Raw genomic sequence first — 18,928 nt, 5'->3', positions numbered from 1 at the left:
TGAGCCTAGTTATCTCCGCCGTTTAGCGCCGCTTCAGGCGCCAATTCCGTGTTCGAGTTGATCGACGGCGGCGATAACGCCGCGAAGTTCAGCCAGACCCTTCAGTCTGCCAATGCAGGAATAGCCCGGATTCACTGTCCGGTTCTGGTCGTCGATCAGGAGGTGTCCGTGATCTGGCCGGAATGGAATGACGCTGTCCGCGCGCCCTTCCGCCTCACGACGCCTTTCTTCGTGGCGAAGTGCCGCGACCAGCGACACCATGTTGACGTCGCCATCGAGATGGTCGGATTCGATGAAGGAGCCGTCGGCTTCCTTCCTGACGTTGCGAAGATGGGCAAAATGGACCCGGCTGGCGAACCGCGTCGCCATCTCCGTCAGATCATTGCCGGCGCGCGACCCGTAAGAGCCGGCGCAGAGCGTGATGCCGTTGGCGTCATGATTGACAGCACCGAGGATGGTCGCGATATCATCCGCATCTGAGACGATGCGCGGCAGGCCGAACAGCGAGAAAGGCGGGTCGTCGGGGTGAATGCCGAGACGGACGCCGTACTCCGCCGCTACCGGAACGATTTCCGTGAGGAACTCAAGGAGATTGGCGCGCATATCGTCCGATGACAGATCATCGAAGCTGGCGATCTGTGCGCGGATGCCTTCGCGCGTATGGGTGCCTTCCTTGCCGGGAAGCCCGGCGATGATGTTGGTCTCGAGTGTCTGGATCTTCTCATCCGACATGGCCTCGAACCGCTGGCGCGCCGTTTCGATCAACGCGGGCTGGTAGTTCTCTTCGGCGGCGCGGCGTTTCAGCACGAAAAGGTCATAGGCGGCAAAATCGGCCATGTCGAAGCGCAGCGCAAGACCGCCGGCCGCTGTTGGGTAGCGCAGGTTCGTGCGCGTCCAGTCGACCACCGGCATGAAGTTATAGCAGACGACAGGAATACCGGCATGACCGAGATTGGCCAAGCTGTCCTTCCAGCTATCGACATACTGCCGCCACTTCTCGTTGCGCAGTTTGATCGCCGAGTTCACCGGAATGGATTCGCAGACGGACCAGGCCATGCCGGCGCGTTCGATCGTTGCCTTGTGGTCGAGGATGTCATCGACGCTCCACGCGCGGCCGTCATAGATATGGTGCAGCGCGGTCACGACGCCGTGGGCACCCGCTTGGCGCGCATGTGACAAAGTGACCGGATCGCTGCTTCCGAACCACCGCCAGCTCTCTAGCATCAACGTCTCCATCCTTAATGTTGGACAATAAATGCATTCTGCTTCGAAACTGGCAAGATATAAATGGATTTGCAAAAATAAGGCCAACATATTATGCCTTTGAAATTGGACGAGGAGTGTGGTGAAAATGCCGGATCAGGACAGCAAGGCGTCAGCCGTCGATGAGGTCGTCGGTCAGATCAGGGGCTTGATCCGCGAGCGCGGCTTGGGTGTGGGCGATGTTCTGCCGAGCGAGGTCGAGCTTGCGGAGATGTTCGCCTCCAGTCGCAACACCGTGCGTGAAGCCTTTCGTACGCTGAAGGCTTACGGCATCGCCGAGTCACGCCAGAAGCTCGGGGCAGTCCTGACCGACCAGCATCACAATGCGATGCGCGACCTCTTCGCCTTCGCAATGGATGTGTCGACCGACGCATTTCAGGATATTCAAGGATACCGTCGGCTGACGGAATTGAACCTTTTCGATCTTCTGGCCGTGCATCTGACACCTGAGAAGCTGGGCGAGATCGAGACGGTCAATTCTGCGATCCTGACGGCCAGCAATGCCGAGGCTGCCTCCGAAATCGATTTCAAGTTCCACATGCTGCTGGTGACGGCTGCCGGAAATCGGACGCTGACAGAAACCTATGGCATGCTCAAGCCGGTGATCCAGAGGTTGATGATGGCAGGCAAGTCGAGGCGCTCGACCCTGAAGAGCGTGTTCGGTGAGCATCAGGCAATCATCGAGGCTCTGCGCAACAAGGATCGGATCGGCTTTTCCTACCATATGGACCGGCATTTGAGTGCAGGTCTGGTATTCATTCCGAACGCCGTCGTGTCACGAGATCCGAAGAGAAAATAAGGGGGCCGAGATTGTGGGTGAATTTACTGACAAGATTGCTGTCGTAACCGGCACGACCGGCATCGGCCGCGCCGTGGCACTTAATCTAGCGCGCAGCGGCGCACGCGTCTTTGCGCTTGGGATCGACGTTGCAGCCAACAAGGACCTGTCCGGGCTTGCGGCTGCCGAGAGGCTCGACGTTCTGGTGCTGGACACGGATGTGTCCGATCCTCAAGCCGTGCGTGTCGCTTTCGAAAAGGTCGCCGCATTGGGCGGAGGCATTGATGTGATCGTCAATTCGGCGGCAGTGCACCCCTATGGCAACGCAACGGAGACTCCGTTCGACATCTTCATGCGCTGCATGGCCGTCAATGTCGGTTCGATCCATCTAACGGCACAATTCGGCGTTCCGGAGATGCGCAAGCGCGGCAGCGGCGTGATCGTCAACATGTCGAGCGTCCAGGGACACGCCTGCCAGAGCGGCGTTTCGGCCTATGTCGCCTCAAAAGGCGCGATCCATTCGATGACCCGCGCCATGGCGCTGGACTTTGCGGCCGATCAGATCCGGGTGGTCTCCGTCAGCCCGGGTTCCGTGCGCACGCCGATCCTCGAACTGGCGGCGCGCACCTTCGAAGGTCCGGATGCGGATATCGAGGCCGTGTTCCAGCGCTTTGGCACCGCCCACCCCCTCGGCCGCATCGGTGAGCCAGGGGAAATTGCCGATCTGGTCGCATTTCTTGCCTCCGACAAGGCCGGCTTCATCACCGGAACGGATCACCGGATCGACGGCGGCCTGACGGCCGGCATCGGCGTGCGCTGAGACAAGGCAGAAGGACCTTTATCATGACCAACGAATTGCTGAGAAGCGACATCAATCGTATTCTGCGAGAGGCGCAGGCTTTCATGGCTTCCTTCGGCTATATTCTGCCGCCTTTTTCGAACTGGACGCCTGGCGAAATGCAAGCCCGTAAGGATGAGATCACCAATATCACCCGATCTGGACTCGGTTGGGACATCACCGATTTCGGCATGGGAGACTTCGCGAAGACAGGTTTGCTGCTGTTCACGACCCGCAACGGTTGTTTGGCCGACCTGAAGCGTGGCGGCGGAATGCTCTATGCTGAAAAGGCGATGATCTCGCGTCTTGACCAGGTGACGCCGAGCCACACGCATATCCTGAAAACCGAAGACATCATCAATCGCGGCGGCGGGACACTGGTGGTCGAACTGTTCGGTGGCAGGAATGGATCGTGTGATCGTTCTGAGGGCACTTCGGTGCGATGTGACGGCATCGAGGCCGTCTTGCCGCCGGGTGCCAGACTGCGGCTGCAGCCAGGAGAAAGCGTGACGTTGTCTCCCGGCGACTGGCACGCGTTCTGGGCGGAAGAGAGCGATGTCTTCGTCGCCGAAGTGTCCACTGTCAACGATGATGCGACCGACAATATCTTCGAAGACCCGCGGGTGACGCGGTTTTCCGGCATTGAGGAGGACGAACAGCCGTTCCGGCTGCTGGTTTCCGACTATGCCACGTGGCTGGCGTGACCACCGGTGCAGAGGGCAATCGTGCTACATTACGGAATGACCGCCATCCGTTGAGCATCGCGCGCCTATTCCGAAAGTGAGCTTAGACCGATGAGTCCCCGTCTTGCCCAGTTCGCAGCGTCGAACGACGCAAGGACGGTCCTCGATGCGCTGCGCAAAGTGGTCGGAGCGAGTCATGCTCTTGCAAGGGAGGCGGCAATGCGCCGTTTCACACGCGGCTATCGTTATGGGCAGGGGCATGTGCGCTGCTGACAAAGCGGAAGCCGCTTCGGTCCGCCGAAGAACTCGCCGAACACACGCTACTCCACGACGCCCATAATTTTGCCCCGAGTTCATCGAACGTCTGGGTGGTTCGACGGATACTACGTTCTAAGGGATCAGCTTTTCGCAGACCTCGCACGCGATCGAAGCTGCCATTGCGAGGCGGGGCCATAGCCCTGACCAACAAGGAATTCGTCGAGAGGGACCTCGATGAGGGAAGGTTGGACCGTGTTCTTGACGGCTCGTTGCAGGGGCCTGCCAATTTCTACCTCGTATGGCAGAGTTACCGGAAAAGCCCTGCGATCGCCGCTCTGGTCGATTGGTTGATCGCTGAAGTAGGGACCACTCCGTCGAAGGTTTAGGACATCCACATGCGAAGCGTGTCGTTCGTCACGGAAGACTCAGGTCCAAACCCAGCGTCCGGCTGAGGCCGATAGCTAAGAGCATCACGGCTACGAGCGCCAGCAGGAAGGCCGCGGCCATTATCGCTCCGGTGCGTAGAGCCGCGCGCCTCTCCCCTTTCTTGCTCTGGTCGTAGTGCCACTTGATGGCGAAGAACATGGCCAAGCCTAGTGCGAGGACCTTGAACGTGACGAAAACTATCGGGACCCAATCCCACATTTTTTTTCCAAGCGGTCGTTAGCAGGTGTCTGTTGCGAGGCCCAGTGTATCTGACGATCTTAGGGCACTTCGATCATGCTGAAGCGTTCTTCCAAGGCGGCCGGAGGGGGCAGCGCGTCGTCCCGTCCACTCATACCGCTACATCTCTCCGATGTTCAAAGTCAGGATGCCTCACTCCCGATCAGCGTCTGGGGGCACGGTCTTCGGCCTGACGTAGTCCCTATCAATCTTTCCTTCCTCGGCCTTGTAGAAGAACTGGCTGTTGACGAGCCATCCCTTCAGCGGGCGGAGCGGCAGAAGGCAGGCAAGAAGTGTCAGGGGCAATGAGGTGAAGAGATGCAACAAGGGTGAAGGATTGAAAGTGACCTCGATCCAGCAGGCGACTGCGACCGCTGGCACACATGTAAAGCAGATGACGAAGAACGCTGGCCCGTCAGCCGGATCAGCGAAACTGTAGTCGAGACCGCAGACTTCGCATGCCGGTTTCAATGTCAGGAAGCCTTCGAAGAGGTGTCCTCGCCCGCACCGGGGGCAAAGCCCTCGGATACCTGTCTTGAGGGGACGAAGTGGAGGCCATTGGCTGGTCATCGATCAATCCTTTCTGCATCTAGTGATCGACCGGATGGATACGGCAAACCATGTCCGTTCAAACCTTGTCTGCGCCTGGAGTTGCCGTCTCAGGCGCTGCATATCCCGACGGAATCTTGCCTCTCCTGGTTTTGTAGAAGAACTGGCTGTTTACGAGCCACCCCTTCAACGGACGCAACGGCAGTACGCAAGCCATCAGAACGATGGGTAGAGAAACAAGGATGTGCACCCACAATGAAGGGCTCATGGCGATCTCGATCCAGGCGGAGACGACAACGGCGACCAGAATGAACGTGAAGCAGTTCACGAAGAATGCCGTGCCAGTGGCAGGATCAGCAAATCCGTTGTCCAGACCACAGGCCTCACATTTCAGCTTCAGCTTCATAAACCCCTCAAAGAGGTGTCCCTGACCACATCGGGGGCAAAGTCCCCGGACACCCGTCTTCATTGGTGAGAGTGGCTGCGGCTGGGTTGTCATCTCTCAAGCCTTTCAATGTCGGAGATTATATGTATTGAATCTACATACAATAATCCTATCAATATGGCGACGCGCGAATTGTCGCACTCGATCCGCGCGCCCGCTCTTTGGTACTGCAGGGGATTAAATGAGCCAGAACGACGCTATACATGTGTTAAAATGACCCCCTATGCTTCTGTTGGCCGGCCGCTAAAACACTTTCCAACTTTGTCAGGGCTATAACGTTATTCATAACGGCCGTTGCGGCGAGCATATAATATCCATATAGTTTTCTATTGATTGGATGTAGGGGGCGTTTATGACTGCGAAAACATGGTCACCGAAGCTGAGCACAAAGGATGGCCCGATCTATCTAGCGATTGCCGACGCACTGGCCGCCGATATCGCCAGCGGACAACTTGCCGAAGGTACGCGCCTTCCAACGCAGCGAAGACTGGCGGAAGACCTGGATATCGATTTCACAACGGTGAGCCGCGGTTATGCGGAAGCTCAGAGCCGCGGCTTGATTGAAGGGAAGGTCGGTCAGGGGACGTATGTGAAGGCACGGCGAAGCACGCTCTCGCGCGTTGTACAGCCTTCTGGCTTGGTCGATATGAGCATGAACTTGCCGCCGCGTTTTCAGAACAGCTCTCTCACACGCAGAATGTGGGAGGCGGCGAGAGATCTGGAGGATCAGGGCCTCGATCTGCTGATGCGCTATCAGGAGCCGGGAGGCATCATGAGCGATCGCGTCGTTGCGACGGGTTGGCTGTCTCGGAGGCTTCCGGGTGTCACATCGGAACGCGTCCTCGTAGCCGCCGGCGCTCAAGGGGCGCTTCATGCGGTGCTTGGCGTACTTACCGAGCCTGGCGATACGGTGTGCGTGGAGCAACTGACCTATCCAGGTTTCCGATCCGTCGCGTCGCATCTGCGCCTAAAGCTCGCGCCCTTGGAGATGGACAATCACGGCCTGCTCCCGACAGCGTTCGAAGAGGCCTGTAAAGCCGCACGGCCAAAGGCGCTTTACTGTATGCCGACGCTTCACAACCCAACGACAAGGACCATGCCCCTCCACCGTCGCCGTGAACTGATTAACGTAGCGCGCGCGTATGATATTCCAGTAATCGAGGACGATGCTTACGGCGCACTGGTTCCCGATGCGCCCACACCCCTTGCAGCGATAGCACCGGAGACTGTCTTTCATGTCGCCAGTCTGTCGAAATGCCTGTCGCCGGCGCTGCGCGTCGCCTACGTCGCTGTGCCGGAAGGTCGGTCCCTCAGGGTCGCCAACGCTATCAGGGCCTCGGCATCCCTCGTCTCGCCACTCACCAGCGCGATCGCTTCGCGGTGGATCGAGACAGGAATGGCTGATGAAGTGCGAGACGAGATAATGAGAGAGAGTGCAACAAGGCTGCAGGTGTTGCGGGCGACACTGCCTCACAATGCCGCCGCGTCTACTGGAGGTTTCCATGCATGGCTTCCCGTACAGAAACCTTGGACACGAGGGGAATTGGTGTCGAGGCTGCGTTCAGTCGGGGTTGGCGTTGTTGCCAGCGATGCCTTCGCGATATCGAGCGCTCCCGAGGCGGTCAGGATCGGTCTAGGTGCTGCGGGTTCCGTCGAGGAACTGAAGCGGAGCTTGGCTATCCTTGGTGACCTGCTGTCTCAAGCGCCAGCCACTTCTACGATGGTGGTTTGAGTGTCGCTCCCGCAGGACTTCGCAAAGGCCGGCGGCACATCCGCCGTCATCCTGCACAGTCGACCGAGAAGCAGGACCGGGCATCCTGACGGATAGCGCCATAGCGATCCGCGCTCCCACCGCGAGGTCGTCCTCAACCCCGGACTGTTGATGCATAACGGAACCGTCGCGTCCCATCAGGATGGACGAGGGGTACCTTGCAGCCGCCGCGACAGCTCCCGAATGCCGGCCGTCATCCCCGACCTGGACCGTAGGTTGCGCGAACGCGATCCCCTCGGTCCGGAACACCTCGCTTATCATCGCGTACCTCTTTCTGCGCATGAAGTTCTTCGGTCCGGGAACGGTCGTCATCGGGAAAATCAGCACGATGCCGTAGTCCCCCGAACGCCTCGATACCCTTTATTCTCAGCGGCTGGATGAACTGGCTTCCCAGCTCCGGGCCGTCTTGCAGCTCCGCCCCGATCCGCTTGGTAATCTTGCGGGCCTACTCCAAATTGGTGTCGACGCCGACGGTGGTCCGGAACTTGTCGATGACCCAGTCGCGGCTCATGTTCTGGACAGCCCTGAGTTCTCCGAACGGAAGTGTATAGACGGGTCACCGATAGCCAAAGAGCTTCATCGATCGGAGGCTGAAGCCTTCGACGGTGCCCATGTAGTCCTTCGCCTGGATGTCTTCTCCAATCCGAAAAGCGTCGTCGAGCAACTAGAAAACCGTGCCGATGACATCCTTGACGAGGGTCTCCACCTCCGTACGTTCGTGATTGATGAGCATCTTGGCACGTTCTTCCTAAAAAAAACCAGCGGCTTCAGCCGGCTCGTCATCCCATGCCGTGTTGCTTACGATGTTTTCATCGAGCTAAGACAGCCTCTTTCCAACGGGCAAAAGATAGTCATTCTCCAGCTTCGGGCTTGGCGTCTTCAAGTCGGCCAAGGTGGTTTCTCATCTGACAGTAAATGGGAAAAGGGCCGCTGTGGGCGGCCCTTTTCAATTTCGCCTGGCGACGTTTAGCGTTCAGCGTTCTGGTTGACGACCGAGGTAGCAATGGACGTAAGGGTCAGGTCGGTGGCCTGTTCTTCATCGAGCGTCGTCTGAAGAAGCCCGGCGGCGTCGTTGAGCCCGAGCTCCAGTGCCCAGGTGCGAAGCGTGCCATAGCGCGACATCTCGTAATGTTCGACGGCTTGTGCGGCTGCAAGCAGTCCAGCGTCAAGAGCAGGCGAACCCTCATATTCCTCCATGATCTCGGCGCCTTCCTTTGTAATGCCGAGGATGGCGTCGCAGGTTTTGGGTTCCGGAGCCTTGCCGATGATCTTGAATACCTGTTCCAGGCGTTCGACATGGACCTGCGTCTCAGACAAGTGTTTCTCGAATGCTGCCTTCAGCTGACCGTTCGTGGCGGCCTCGTGCATCTTCGGAAGCGTCTCTACGATTTTACGCTCGGCGAAGTAGACGTCCTTGAGAGTGTCGTGGAAGAGCTCGTCGAGTGTTTTGGTAGAAGCCATGTTGGAAATCTCCATTAGATAATTATCGACGCGGACAATTCCGGTCTGATGTTAGATGGTTCGGCGCGTGGTTTGCGTTTCTACGAAGCCGCTACGTTTCGTACCTGTTATGCCGCCGAACCAGGAAGCGATTGCGCCAAGAACCAGCGCTACGAATGCTAGAATAGCGCCAACGGATACGGCAGCCGTGGCAGCCTGTGCCGCGTCAATGGCCTGCTGCTTGGCTGCCGCCACATTCTCACGGTAGGATTTTTCATACCGATCGACCTCTGTTCGGGCCTGCTCGACGGGGATATTCTGTGCGCGGGCAACCGCTTCTGCCGCACGAACCCGGGCGTCTTCCGCCGTCGCCTCATCGCCCGTCATCACCGCTTGTACGGCTGAAACAGCCGCGTCCTGAAGGGCCTGCGCGTCGTTGCCGGTCGAACTGCGAACCTGCTGCTCGATGCCTGCCATAGGGTTGGCGGAGTTTGCGATTGACGGTGCTGCAACACCTGCGGCCGTTGCAGCTGTTTGGCCAACACCTCCGATGACGCTCGTCAGGCCGCTGAAAGCGCCGCCGATGATCGCGCCAACGGACGTCGTCAGCAGATACAGCACGACAAGAGTCGTCACAGCCCAGGACGTCAGACCATGATAACCTCCTGTCGAGTTGCTGGGACGCCCAGACAGGCGGCTGGCGACGTAACCGCCGATAAAGGCGGAGACGATGCCCGCGACGACAAACCAGATGCCGCCAGCGATCGAAAAAGTGCCGGGGGCCGGATTGTCGGACGTCGCTGGATCGAGAACCGCGGCCCCGATCCCCACACCGAGAAGGTTCAGCAGGAATTGAACAGCCAAGGCGATGACCACGCCTGCGAAGATCGATCCCCACGAGACCTTATGAAAGCCCGCCGTCACATCAGGATCGACGCGTTGTAGAGTGTCATGAGTTAGGTTTGTGGAAATAGGTGTCGTCATGCCGGGTTCTCCTGCGATTCACGAATTCGTGAATGCCGGACAACTCGCTGTAGGTGAACATGTTCCCCTGTGATCCGCCGCCTCGGAGATGGTTGCTTGGCAAGATCGTGTGTAGTGCTGTGAATGCTTCGGCAAACCACGCTTCCTAGATTGATCTGCCGGTTCTGGATCTGATGGCATGGTGTGGCGGTCTTCGTGCTGACCACGGACAGAAGCATGATCCCGGCGACGGGATAATCATTCAGAGGGAATTGACGAACAAAGGCCCATTACAGAAGCACTAAAGATGCGCCGAATATGAGAGCGTGGCTTTCTTGTTGAAATCGCCTCGAACGGAGGGTCGCTGATTTGTATCCCTTCAAGGCGTGTAGGCTCTGTGTGAAACACACAGGGTTGGATAACTCGGGAGATTGTCTTTACGAACTTAACGAGCTTGGCGAGTTGACAGCGACTGGCTATTTTGCCTTCAAAAGGTGGATTGTCATGCCCGGCACGAAAACTTCAGCAAGCGAAACTCCAAATATCGCGCTATCGATGAAGCTGCCCCGCAAAGCCGATTTCGAAAAAGCGTTGCTCAATCACTATACCAAGGCAGTGCAACTGAGCCAGAAGGCTGGCCATCAGGTGAGTTTCCGCGTCGTCGTGCATCCGCGCGCAGGAGCGCAGACAATTTCGATCGTTGAGGAAGACCCGCTGGTTGGCGACAGTGCGTTTCCGGTCGAAGAGGCTGGGGAACCGGACGACGAATTGACGGCAGCCTTGTCCTCCGCACGAGAGCGCGGCCATCGCCGTGTTGCAGAGATCCTATCCGAAGACGATATGCTCAGCGCCGACGCCTTTTCAGATCTTCTTGGCGTTTCCCGTGTCACGGTCAATACAAAGCGTCAAAACGGCCAGGTGCTCGGCCTGGGTGGCGCCAAGCGAGGGTTCCGTTTCCCGGCCTGGCAGCTTGACCGGGATGGCCGAGCCTATGCAGCGCTTCCAAAATTGCACGAGATCCTGGCGGGTGCCTGGGCCGTTTACCGCTTCCTTGTTTCGCCCCACAGTGCGCTTGACGGTCGCACCGGGCTCGACGCCCTGAAGCGGGGCCAGGATGGCGACGTGATCGCCGCAGCCGAGGGCATTGCCCACGGTGACTTCCGCTAAATGGCTGGTATCAAACCGCCTGCCGGTTTCGAGCGTCAGCCGCTCGATATTGAAACGATTCCTTCAGGGCGTCGCTTTGGCCGAATTTACGCAAGCGTTTTTCCGGACCCGTTGGGATTTGGAAAAACGCCAAGTCGTTTCAGCGACCCGCGCCGACGTGATGCAACGAAGCGCTTCGGCGTTCTTTATCTGGGCGAAACACTCAAGGTCTGCTTCCTTGAGGCGGTTCTGCGTGATCGCTGCGATGGTCTTGTCGGCGATCTTCCGATCGATGAAAAGGAGATCTACGCGCGACGCGACGCTGAGGTCGAGACGACCGCAGACCTCAGCCTTGTCGACCTGCGCGACGACCACGCGATCAGGATGGGGTTCCAACTGACGTGGCAAAATCCTCGCTTCAGAGCCTTGCGCGCTCCTGGTCGCTGGCATTCCACGAGCACCCGTCACTTCCTGATGGCATCATTTATCCATCTCGCCTGAACGGCCACACAAATATCGCTGTCTTTAGGCGTGCAGTCCCCAAGCTGGCACCGGCCCGCGTAGTGCCGTTGATCGGCGCACCAGGGCTCGCCGCTGTCATCAACGACCTCAGGCTGAGCACGGTCTCTTTCCCTTGATGCATTGCCGGGAAGTGCTGGCCGTTCCCGGCACAGGGTCGACAGTTCAATTCCCTTCACGACCGTCAGGTTCAGATCAAAGCCAAGCAATTTCCAGGTCTTGTTTCTGCACACAGTGTCCGAATATTGTTGTCTCTCAACATGATCCGGCCGCCCCAGATGACATAACTTCAGAGATCCAGAACCTCGAAATATCCGGCACCCTCCTCTGTAAGGAGCGGACGAGCATCTTTGAGGGGAACCGTCAGGAGATCGTCGGTGCAGGCGAATATGACGTGTGGCAGGCCCTGCAGGGTGAAAACGAGGTCACTGGTGGTGAAGTAGACTGCGAGACTGCTCCGGATGAGGTCTTCATACCCACACCCTTTCTCCGTCTCGTCATCGAATTTCTCGCGGTTTTTAAGAATGAACTGGATCAAGCTCTCGCTCGGGCCAAAGCTTAGCAACGAGGGGTCCGCGACCGTAGAAGGATCGACCACAGTTCCGTCTCCGTTGGTTGCGGTCCAGCCGCGCAGCAGGGTTTCCGGCACGAGTGCCTTGCCCGTTCGCGCATCGGCGAGACGATGATCCCCGAAATTACTGGGATGAGCGCCACCGCACCAATAGCTGCCACCCTCTGCAATACCGACTAGGCGCGAAGTCAGATGTTCAACCGTTACAGATCCACCGCCGTCATATCCGCTGGTACCTTCCGCATCCTGTCCCGACCAGCCGAAGCCAAGATAGGCTCTTGCCATGCAGGAAAAGGCGGACAAGGCAAGCTGCAGGCGCTGTTGCGCCAGGTAGCGGTTGATCGGTGCCGGATCGACTTTTCCAATCGAAAGGACAACCGGATAAGAAAGTCCGGTTCGGCTGTCTTCATCCATGCGGTAGCTTCTGTGGCCAAGATTGGTCGTGACGCCTTGTTTGAAAGGGCGATCCATTTTCAGGAAGTCGTAGGGCAAGCTGTCTTTGCTCAGCACCATCGGCTGGTCGGTCCCGGTGAGCGCGTAGCTTGGGTCGAGAGCAGCGAGCAGGTCTGGTTCGCTATCGGATATCGTCCGCTTGCCCTTCTTGACGAGCTTGACCTGCAGCGTCTTGCCACTCTCTTTGTCCCGCCATGTCCCCAAAAGTCGCTCGCCGCTGCCTTCAGTTTTCAAGTTCCATTCAGCGGCGATAGGCGCAACATCGATGACGTCACCATCGGCGGTTTTGCAGAGCTTTTCGGTACAAGGCTTTTCTTCGGAAAGTAGCATGGCGTCAGGATCCTTGACCTTCATGCTATGCAAAGGGATGTCACCGCCTTTGGCAAGATAGGCATAGCGTCCGGCCCGCAAACCATCGGCACCCGGCGACGCCAATTCAAGGATGACTGGCAGAGACCCGATGGAGCCGACGTAGGTAACCGCCTCAGCCGAATGCGCAACACCGGTTCCGAAGGAAAAGACAATCAAAGCAGCAAGAGGAAGGCGCATGTCTATCCACATCCGGTTGTGATCGTTCATCTTTAACGCCCACAGCCGCGGTTCGCCAGGGATATGATTGTTCCTAATAAGACGCTGATTGGTTCACGAACCCAAGATCTTGACTTCTGGGCCTGCATGGTGCCGCCGGTTCGAATTGGTTTAAGGCGGTTTTCAGGCTTGACATCGGAGCTACGGCAATCACACATGCCCGCCTTTATGCGGCCAAGGGAGATTTATCGAGATGCGTCATAGGCTTATCACGGCGACGACCGCCATTATTATGGCTTTTGCCACGGGGGCGTCCGCGACAGATATTAGCCAGGACGGGGCCAACAACATCCGTGACACTCTCAATCACCTGCTGCCCAAGGACATCGCCAAGCGTGCGCCCGTTACGGTCACGCCGGCCGGATCGCGCTACGAGATCGGCTATGACTTCTCCAAACTCCTGGCGCAGATCAAGAAAACGGATTTCGACATCAAGGGCCTAAAACCCTTCAAAATGTTCGCCACACCGCAGGACAACGGGCTCTGGGATCTGGAAGGCAACAACAACCTCAATGTCACGGGGCATTTCATCGGGCCTGACAAGAAGCGCTCGGACTTCACCTATTCGGTTGCCAACATGGTGTTTAACTCGGTCTTCGACCCGGCAATCAGCTACTTCCGCTCCGGTGATTTCAGTGCCAAGGAACTGAAATTTATCTCATCCACCGATACCGAGGTGGTCAAGGCCAGCTTCGGCGACATGATCTACAAGTTGACCTCTGCCGAAAGCGCCACTGCCGGTCGCCTGGATTTTGCTGCCAACGGCAAGCTCAGCACCTTTGTGGAGCAGGTCAGCGGCAAGGAAATGCCGCCGATCCAGATCTCGGCAGACAGCCTGGATTTCGATGCCAAGGTCAAAGGCGTTGCAGCCAAGGACTTGAAGGAAATGGTCCTGTTCGTGCTCGATCACGTCGAGCAGAAGCATCTCACCAAGGAGAGCGAGACCAAGTTCAAGGACATGCTCGGCAAAGCCTTTCCGCTGCTGAGCTCGCTTGAGGAAACCATCAGACTCAACAACCTCGCCGTCACCAGCGCCGTCGGAAGCGGCGGCGCCAAGTCCTTTGGCTATCACTTCACGGTCGATGGGCCGAGCAACGCGACGCGCGTTGGCGTGGCGATGGATGCTGGCGACTTGACGCTAGACAGCGTGCTGCTTCCTGAGGGTTACACCGCCTTCCTGCCTCAAGCACTCGATATTCAGTTCGGCGTCTCGGGCATGGATTTCGCAGCCCTTGGCGACGAGTTCATGAAGACAGATTTCACCACGTCAACGGGCGACAGCAGGAAGGCGGGACAACAGGCCGCCGCGAAGCTTTTTCCGGGCGGCATCCTGAAGGTTGATTTTCCGAAGGTCAGCGCGGAGTCTAGCGTCTATAACATCGAGGTATCCGGGGAGATGGAAGGCCGCGTCGACACGCAAAAAGACTACAGGGTGAACGCATCGATCGTGGCGCGCGACTACGACAAGACGATCGCGGCTGTGCAGGAACTGGCAAAGAGCAATCCGGATCTGAACAATGCCTCCTTCGGATTGATGATGATCAAGGGTTTTGCCAAGGCCGACCCCGATGGCGCGCAGCGTTGGGACGTAGCGGTCGCCGGCGACGGCTCGGTCAGCGTCAACGGCCAACAAATCAAGGGGCCGGACGCACCGGCCACTGACGAGGCAGCGCCTTCGGACGAGGCGGCTCCCTTGGTTGAGACAGCGCCTTCCGACCAGACCAAGCCCTGAAGTTCATTCGGTGACAATCGCGGAGCGCCGGTTACTGGCGGCACGCCCTGCCGCAGACGATCGGAAAGTCCGCGATACCGGCCTCGCAGGCATTAGGGAAGGTTTGCGTCCGGCGGCAGAATTCAACAAATGTCCGATCTGACACAACAAGGCCCTCAGAGGTCATAACAGCGGAAAATCGTCGTGAAAAAACTTATTTCTATCGTAATCTTGGCGAGCTTCGCGTGTTTATACCAATCTTCTCCAGCGCGCGCAGACGGTGCCGTAACTGAGCTGTTTCAAAAATATCTGGCCAATGGACGCCTTGGTGAGGCAGACGAGCAGATGTTGTCCACAGCTGCCGCGGCTCCTAACAACGCTGACGCACAGTTGGGGCTCGGTCTGGTGCGATCGGCCCGTGCATTCGAAAAACTATCTCAGTCGCTGTACCGCTATGGCTTTGGCTCCAAGTCCGACGGTTATGAGATGTTTCTAGGCCGGGGCTCCGGCGAAATTGCCCGAAACGAAAATCCCGAGGCAATCACATACGACCAGTTTCGCGGCATTCTTGCTGCCTTCATTGAAGATCTGGATGCCGCCGACAAGGCTCTTGCAGCCGTCGGTGAAAAGCCGGCAAAATTGAAAGTCGACCTCTCCGTCGCGCGCTTTGACTGGAATGGCGACGGCAGGGTCGGGCCGGAAGATTACATTGGGCGGGCCTTTTCCAATCTGGACGAGAAAGGTGGGGCGCTGCCTTTCGTCGTCGGTTTTGACACTGCCGACGCCAAATGGCTGCAAGGCTACGACAATTTGCTGATGGCTGTTGCCAAGGCGTGGCTGTCCCATGATTTTTCCGAAAGCTGGAACGGGAGTTTCGGTGTCATCTTCCCACGGGCCGTCTCGACATTGTCGGTGGCCAATGGCAAAGGCGCGGATGACATAACGACGTTCGGCGTCAATAAGGCGCAAGCTGATGACATCGCCGACTTCGTCACGCTTATTCATACGATCCGCTGGCCGGTTACCGACACGGCAATGTGGGGCGAAGTGCGCGATCACCTGAAGAAGGTCATTGTACTCAACCGTGATACCTGGGCACTCATCGACAAGGAAACCGATGACGATCATGAATGGTTGCCGGGGCCAAAACAAAAGAGCGGGGTTCTGCCGTCCTTTGACGTCACGCCTGAACGCATTCAAGCATGGCTCGCAGTCCTCTCGCAGTTTGAAGCCGCCCTCAATGGCAAGATCCTTGTCCCGCACTGGCGCTTCGACAAGGGCTTCAACCTTGCAAGAGTTTTCACAGAGCCTAAGCCTTTCGACCTTGTGCTCTGGGTAACGGGACCGGCTGCGTTACCCTACCTGCAGGATGGCAAAGCTATGAGTAGCGGCGAGTGGAACCAGATTACCAATATCTTTGAGGGGAATTTCGCGGCCTACGCTTTCTATTTCAATTAGTGTGAACCGGCGGGGGGTCGCGATGCCGATACGCATCCCAATCGAAAGGCGGTCAGACATCTGGCGGCCCGAATCTATTATGCTGCCAAGCCTAAGTTAACGCCTAGACGAAACAAATTTTATGCCCATGGGCGATCTGGTGTCAGGGTCGTCGATTTTCATCTCTTCAAGGCCCTGCTGCTGGCGTAGCGGCTTACGCCATGTTTCGGCTATGGCCGTTGACATCGTCAATTGCCGCTGCGGAAGGATGAGGTAGGGCGTTCCTAAGCTGATCTTCGATCACCGCACTTTGCTTAACGCCTAATGTCATTTCTGCCTTTTTTCCAGATCGTCGAAGTATGTCTCAAAATACTGGCGCATCAGAATCGACGTAATTGATGGGCTGCGCTGCGGATCGATGATGAGAGAGAGCGTGAGGGGTGGCAAACCGCGGTCGCTGAAGCGTAGATAGGCGAGACCGTCGTCCCGCTGGACCTGTGCGCCCTGCGACAATGCGATCAGGCCGAATCCCGCACCTTCTCGAACCATCGACCGCATGAGGTCGAGACTATTGGTCGTAAGCACGGGCCGAAGCCGCGTTCCCGTCCGGGCGGCGGCGACATCGACGGCATCGCGAAGATGGGTGCTGGCATCCGGAATGATTGTTGGATTTTGAAAGAACGCCTCAAGCGAGAGGGTCGCCTCCGGTTCGGGTAGCCGGGCGGCCGGCACGACGGCGTGCAGATGAAAAGGGGCGGAGCGGGTGACGGTAACGCCGGGCAAGGGCCGCGGGCTGAACGTCAGCCCGAAATCGGCAAACCCGTCCAGGACAAGTTTACGAACCTGATCGGAGTCTACAACGAGGATATTGTTGCGAATACGGGGATGATCGCGCATGAAGCGGGCCATCGCGCCGGGAAGGAAATCGAATACGGTTTCCTGCGAAACCGCGATTTTGACCTCACCGCGGCGCAGGCCTTTCAGCTGTTCGATCTCGAACGTGATGCGGGCGTAATCCTTGCGCCATCCCTTGACGCCGTGAATGAGGATCTCGCCTGCCGCAGTCAGGCGCATGCCACGCGGCAACCGTTCGAACAGCGCCACGCCCATCTCCTCCTCGGCGCGGATCAACTGCTTGTCGATGGCGGAAGCGGATACGTTCAGTTCCGCCGCCGCCTTCCGGATGGACCCGAGACGGGCGATGGCCTCTAGATATTGGGCAAAACGGGAGAACAGCAGCCTGCTCATGGCAGATCGATGGCCCTGTGTTGAGAAAAAGGAAACGCACTGGACGGATCTTGATGTTTGTAAAAGGCACGCCATCGATTGTCTATAGAGGCTTGCCGATGAAGGACCCACATGAACCCGATCATTCCCGAGACCTTTGGTGTGGATATTGCCGGCGAGACGTTCGACCTTCCGATCATCGCCCTCAGCGATCGGCGCGCCATTGCGCTGCTCATGGTCATCGAGATGGGCGTGCGCTTCGGCGATCTTGTCGGCGATGCGATGGTGGCGCGGTTTGCCGCGTTGAAGCCGGATATTGTGGTGGGCAGCGCGACACTCGGCATCCCCGCGGCAATCGAGGTGTCACGCCGTTTCGGGCTTGACCAGTATGTCATCCTGCAAAAATCGCCCAAATTCCACCTCGCAGAAGCGCTGGTCGAGGACGTCAGATCTATCACCACCGGCGGCTCCCAGCGGCTTCTGCTCGACAGGCGCTCCATTGCGCTCCTGCAGGGCAAGCGCGTGCTGGTCATCGACGATGTAGTCGCGACGGGCTCCAGCATGGCTGCGGCGATCCGTCTGGTGCGCCGCGCCGGCGCCGAGGTTGTGGGTGCCGGTGCGATCCTTGCAGAGGGACACGCCTGGCGCCACGCGCTGGGCCGGGATGCCGACCTCGTGAACACGCTCGGCCACATCCCGCAGTTCGATATCTTCGACGGCATAGCCATACCAGATGCAGCAACGGAATATACGGCGCGAACAGGCGCAAGCCATGCGTTCGGTCAGGATAATCGGAACGTCGGGAGATGGTCTGCAGGCTAGAGTTCGTCAGGGGATAAAGGGGCACCAGCGTTCCTGAAACGAGATACAGAAACAAAAAGCGAGGGTCTTTCAGGGAAGACCAAAACTGACCGGACGGACCAGCGGACAACAGAAAAGCAAGCGGACGGCTCATCAGCCCAACCGCCTTCGACAGACCATAAGGGAGGTCTCAAGGGGCGCGCGCCATGCCCGAAGACCTGTCTATCTTAACGCAAGGGGAACTATGAAAATGCAGCAGACAACTCTCTCACACAGTGACGGCAACACGCTCTTTCCGCTCGTGCTGTCCATTGTCGCGGCCGCTGCCACCGGTGTGCTCTGGACCTATGCCAATCCGATCCAGCTCGTGCCTGGCGTCATCCAGTGGCGGATTTTCGCCTTCCTTCCGCCGCTGATTGGCATTCTGCTCGGCTGGCGTAGCGGCTTCATCTGCGGCTATCTCGGCACGATCGTCTGGTCGCTTCTTGCCGGCACGTTCATTCCCGCCCATTCACTGATCGTCGACGGCATCATGGTCGGCCTGACGGGCCTTGCTCCGGGCCTCCTGTTTGATCCGGCAAAGACCACTTTCGACCGCACGGTCCTCGTCAAGATCGCGCTTGCCTGCCTCGCCGTTGGCATCGTCATGGTCGCCGCCGTGTCCGCAAGCCTTGCATATCTTGGCATCTTCCCGTTCTGGTGGGCCTTCGGTTACATCGGCCTGTCCGACATTGTGCCCATGGTCATCGGTACGCCGCTGCTGATTGTCCCGGCCATGAAGATCCTGAAAAGCGCCCACCCGGCGGGCTTCAAGCGCTTCTGAG

20 protein-coding genes and 1 pseudogene are annotated in these 18,928 nt (G+C 58.1%); 12 read left to right on the top strand and 9 right to left on the bottom strand.

All coding sequences use genetic code 11. From position 1 onward, the window contains the following. Positions 1-33 precede the first annotated feature (33 nt). Positions 34-1,224 carry a mannonate dehydratase gene (gene uxuA, locus C8J33_RS12910; RefSeq protein ID WP_132664599.1) on the bottom strand — a complete coding sequence of 397 codons (1,191 nt, stop codon included), beginning with the start codon at positions 1,222-1,224 and terminating at the stop codon, positions 34-36. Positions 1,225-1,351: 127 nt separating this feature from the next. Here uxuA and C8J33_RS12905 point away from each other — a divergent pair, with 127 nt between their 5' ends. The 4 genes from C8J33_RS12905 (at position 1,352) to C8J33_RS27920 (ending at position 4,206) form a co-directional block, all read left to right on the top strand. Beyond that, complete coding sequence (locus tag C8J33_RS12905; RefSeq protein WP_132664598.1) at positions 1,352-2,062, top strand: FadR/GntR family transcriptional regulator; 711 nt, start codon at positions 1,352-1,354, stop codon at positions 2,060-2,062. A 13-nt stretch (positions 2,063-2,075) separates the two neighbouring features. Continuing rightward, a complete protein-coding gene (locus C8J33_RS12900; RefSeq protein WP_110808055.1) occupies positions 2,076-2,861 on the top strand; it encodes an SDR family NAD(P)-dependent oxidoreductase in 786 nt (261 codons plus the stop codon). 35 nt (positions 2,862-2,896) lie between these two features. Further along, a complete protein-coding gene (locus C8J33_RS12895) occupies positions 2,897-3,583 on the top strand; it encodes a D-lyxose/D-mannose family sugar isomerase (RefSeq protein ID WP_132664666.1) in 687 nt (228 codons plus the stop codon). Between the two features lie 245 nt (positions 3,584-3,828). After that, positions 3,829-4,206: a LysR substrate-binding domain-containing protein gene (locus C8J33_RS27920; protein ID WP_132664665.1), complete on the top strand. Its 378-nt coding sequence runs from the start codon at positions 3,829-3,831 to the stop codon at positions 4,204-4,206. 28 nt (positions 4,207-4,234) lie between these two features. Here C8J33_RS27920 and C8J33_RS12885 read toward each other — a convergent pair whose 3' ends face one another. From C8J33_RS12885 to C8J33_RS12875, 3 genes are all read right to left on the bottom strand, one after another. Further along, positions 4,235-4,465 (bottom strand): hypothetical protein, encoded by a 231-nt coding sequence (locus C8J33_RS12885; protein ID WP_110802732.1) that lies wholly within the window; start codon positions 4,463-4,465, stop codon positions 4,235-4,237. A gap of 171 nt (positions 4,466-4,636) precedes the next feature. Further along, positions 4,637-5,053: a DUF983 domain-containing protein gene (locus tag C8J33_RS12880; RefSeq protein WP_110802733.1), complete on the bottom strand. Its 417-nt coding sequence runs from the start codon at positions 5,051-5,053 to the stop codon at positions 4,637-4,639. 58 nt (positions 5,054-5,111) lie between these two features. Continuing rightward, the gene (locus C8J33_RS12875; RefSeq protein ID WP_110802734.1) at positions 5,112-5,531 is read right to left on the bottom strand and encodes a DUF983 domain-containing protein; all 420 of its coding nucleotides are present in this window, start codon (positions 5,529-5,531) and stop codon (positions 5,112-5,114) included. A 298-nt stretch (positions 5,532-5,829) separates the two neighbouring features. Between C8J33_RS12875 and C8J33_RS12870 the strand changes: the two genes are divergently transcribed. Beyond that, positions 5,830-7,209, top strand: a complete 1,380-nt coding sequence (locus tag C8J33_RS12870) for a PLP-dependent aminotransferase family protein (protein ID WP_110802735.1) — start codon at positions 5,830-5,832, stop codon at positions 7,207-7,209. 201 nt (positions 7,210-7,410) lie between these two features. Here the strand turns inward: C8J33_RS12870 and C8J33_RS27530 are convergent. The 3 genes and pseudogenes from C8J33_RS27530 to C8J33_RS12855 all read right to left on the bottom strand — a co-directional run. Further along, positions 7,411-7,951: pseudogene (locus C8J33_RS27530) on the bottom strand (mechanosensitive ion channel family protein); the annotation flags it as partial. Between the two features lie 263 nt (positions 7,952-8,214). Continuing rightward, positions 8,215-8,709 (bottom strand): ferritin-like domain-containing protein, encoded by a 495-nt coding sequence (locus C8J33_RS12860; protein ID WP_110802815.1) that lies wholly within the window; start codon positions 8,707-8,709, stop codon positions 8,215-8,217. Between the two features lie 51 nt (positions 8,710-8,760). Further along, complete coding sequence (locus C8J33_RS12855) at positions 8,761-9,672, bottom strand: PhnA-like protein (RefSeq protein ID WP_132664596.1); 912 nt, start codon at positions 9,670-9,672, stop codon at positions 8,761-8,763. Positions 9,673-10,155: 483 nt separating this feature from the next. On the opposite strand from C8J33_RS12855, the gene C8J33_RS12850 reads away from it, so the two are divergent. The 3 genes from C8J33_RS12850 to C8J33_RS27800 are packed head-to-tail and all read left to right on the top strand — an operon-like array spanning position 10,156 to position 11,435. Beyond that, complete coding sequence (locus tag C8J33_RS12850) at positions 10,156-10,818, top strand: XRE family transcriptional regulator (protein WP_132664595.1); 663 nt, start codon at positions 10,156-10,158, stop codon at positions 10,816-10,818. Further along, the gene (locus tag C8J33_RS27525; protein WP_281015778.1) at positions 10,819-11,298 is read left to right on the top strand and encodes an RES domain-containing protein; all 480 of its coding nucleotides are present in this window, start codon (positions 10,819-10,821) and stop codon (positions 11,296-11,298) included. Further along, a complete protein-coding gene (locus C8J33_RS27800) occupies positions 11,199-11,435 on the top strand; it encodes an RES domain-containing protein (protein ID WP_110802740.1) in 237 nt (78 codons plus the stop codon). Before C8J33_RS27525 ends, C8J33_RS27800 begins: the two co-directional genes overlap by 100 nt. A gap of 170 nt (positions 11,436-11,605) precedes the next feature. Here the strand turns inward: C8J33_RS27800 and C8J33_RS12835 are convergent, their stop codons facing one another. Continuing rightward, complete coding sequence (locus tag C8J33_RS12835) at positions 11,606-12,919, bottom strand: hypothetical protein (protein ID WP_110802741.1); 1,314 nt, start codon at positions 12,917-12,919, stop codon at positions 11,606-11,608. Between the two features lie 202 nt (positions 12,920-13,121). On the opposite strand from C8J33_RS12835, the gene C8J33_RS12830 reads away from it, so the two are divergent. After that, the gene (locus C8J33_RS12830) at positions 13,122-14,660 is read left to right on the top strand and encodes a hypothetical protein (RefSeq protein ID WP_207904034.1); all 1,539 of its coding nucleotides are present in this window, start codon (positions 13,122-13,124) and stop codon (positions 14,658-14,660) included. 183 nt (positions 14,661-14,843) lie between these two features. Continuing rightward, complete coding sequence (locus C8J33_RS12825) at positions 14,844-16,097, top strand: hypothetical protein (protein ID WP_245507168.1); 1,254 nt, start codon at positions 14,844-14,846, stop codon at positions 16,095-16,097. A gap of 306 nt (positions 16,098-16,403) precedes the next feature. Here the strand turns inward: C8J33_RS12825 and C8J33_RS12820 are convergent, their stop codons facing one another. After that, entirely contained in the window at positions 16,404-17,324 is a 921-nt protein-coding gene (locus C8J33_RS12820) for a LysR family transcriptional regulator (RefSeq protein ID WP_132664594.1), read from the bottom strand. Positions 17,325-17,435: 111 nt separating this feature from the next. Between C8J33_RS12820 and C8J33_RS12815 the strand changes: the two genes are divergently transcribed. Both C8J33_RS12815 and C8J33_RS12810 read left to right on the top strand, forming a co-directional pair. Continuing rightward, on the top strand, positions 17,436-18,125 hold the full coding sequence (locus C8J33_RS12815) for a phosphoribosyltransferase family protein (protein ID WP_132664593.1): 690 nt from the start codon (positions 17,436-17,438) through the stop codon (positions 18,123-18,125). Between the two features lie 229 nt (positions 18,126-18,354). Beyond that, the gene (locus tag C8J33_RS12810) at positions 18,355-18,927 is read left to right on the top strand and encodes an aminotriazole resistance protein (RefSeq protein WP_132664592.1); all 573 of its coding nucleotides are present in this window, start codon (positions 18,355-18,357) and stop codon (positions 18,925-18,927) included. The last annotated feature ends 1 nt before the right edge of the window (position 18,928 follow it).

The organism is Rhizobium sp. PP-CC-3G-465 (genome assembly GCF_004343445.1).
GTDB classification, from domain to species: domain Bacteria; phylum Pseudomonadota; class Alphaproteobacteria; order Rhizobiales; family Rhizobiaceae; genus Ferranicluibacter; species Ferranicluibacter rubi.
The sequence above is the reverse complement of the archived record's forward strand: the minus strand, read 5'-3'. Positions and strand labels throughout refer to the sequence as shown.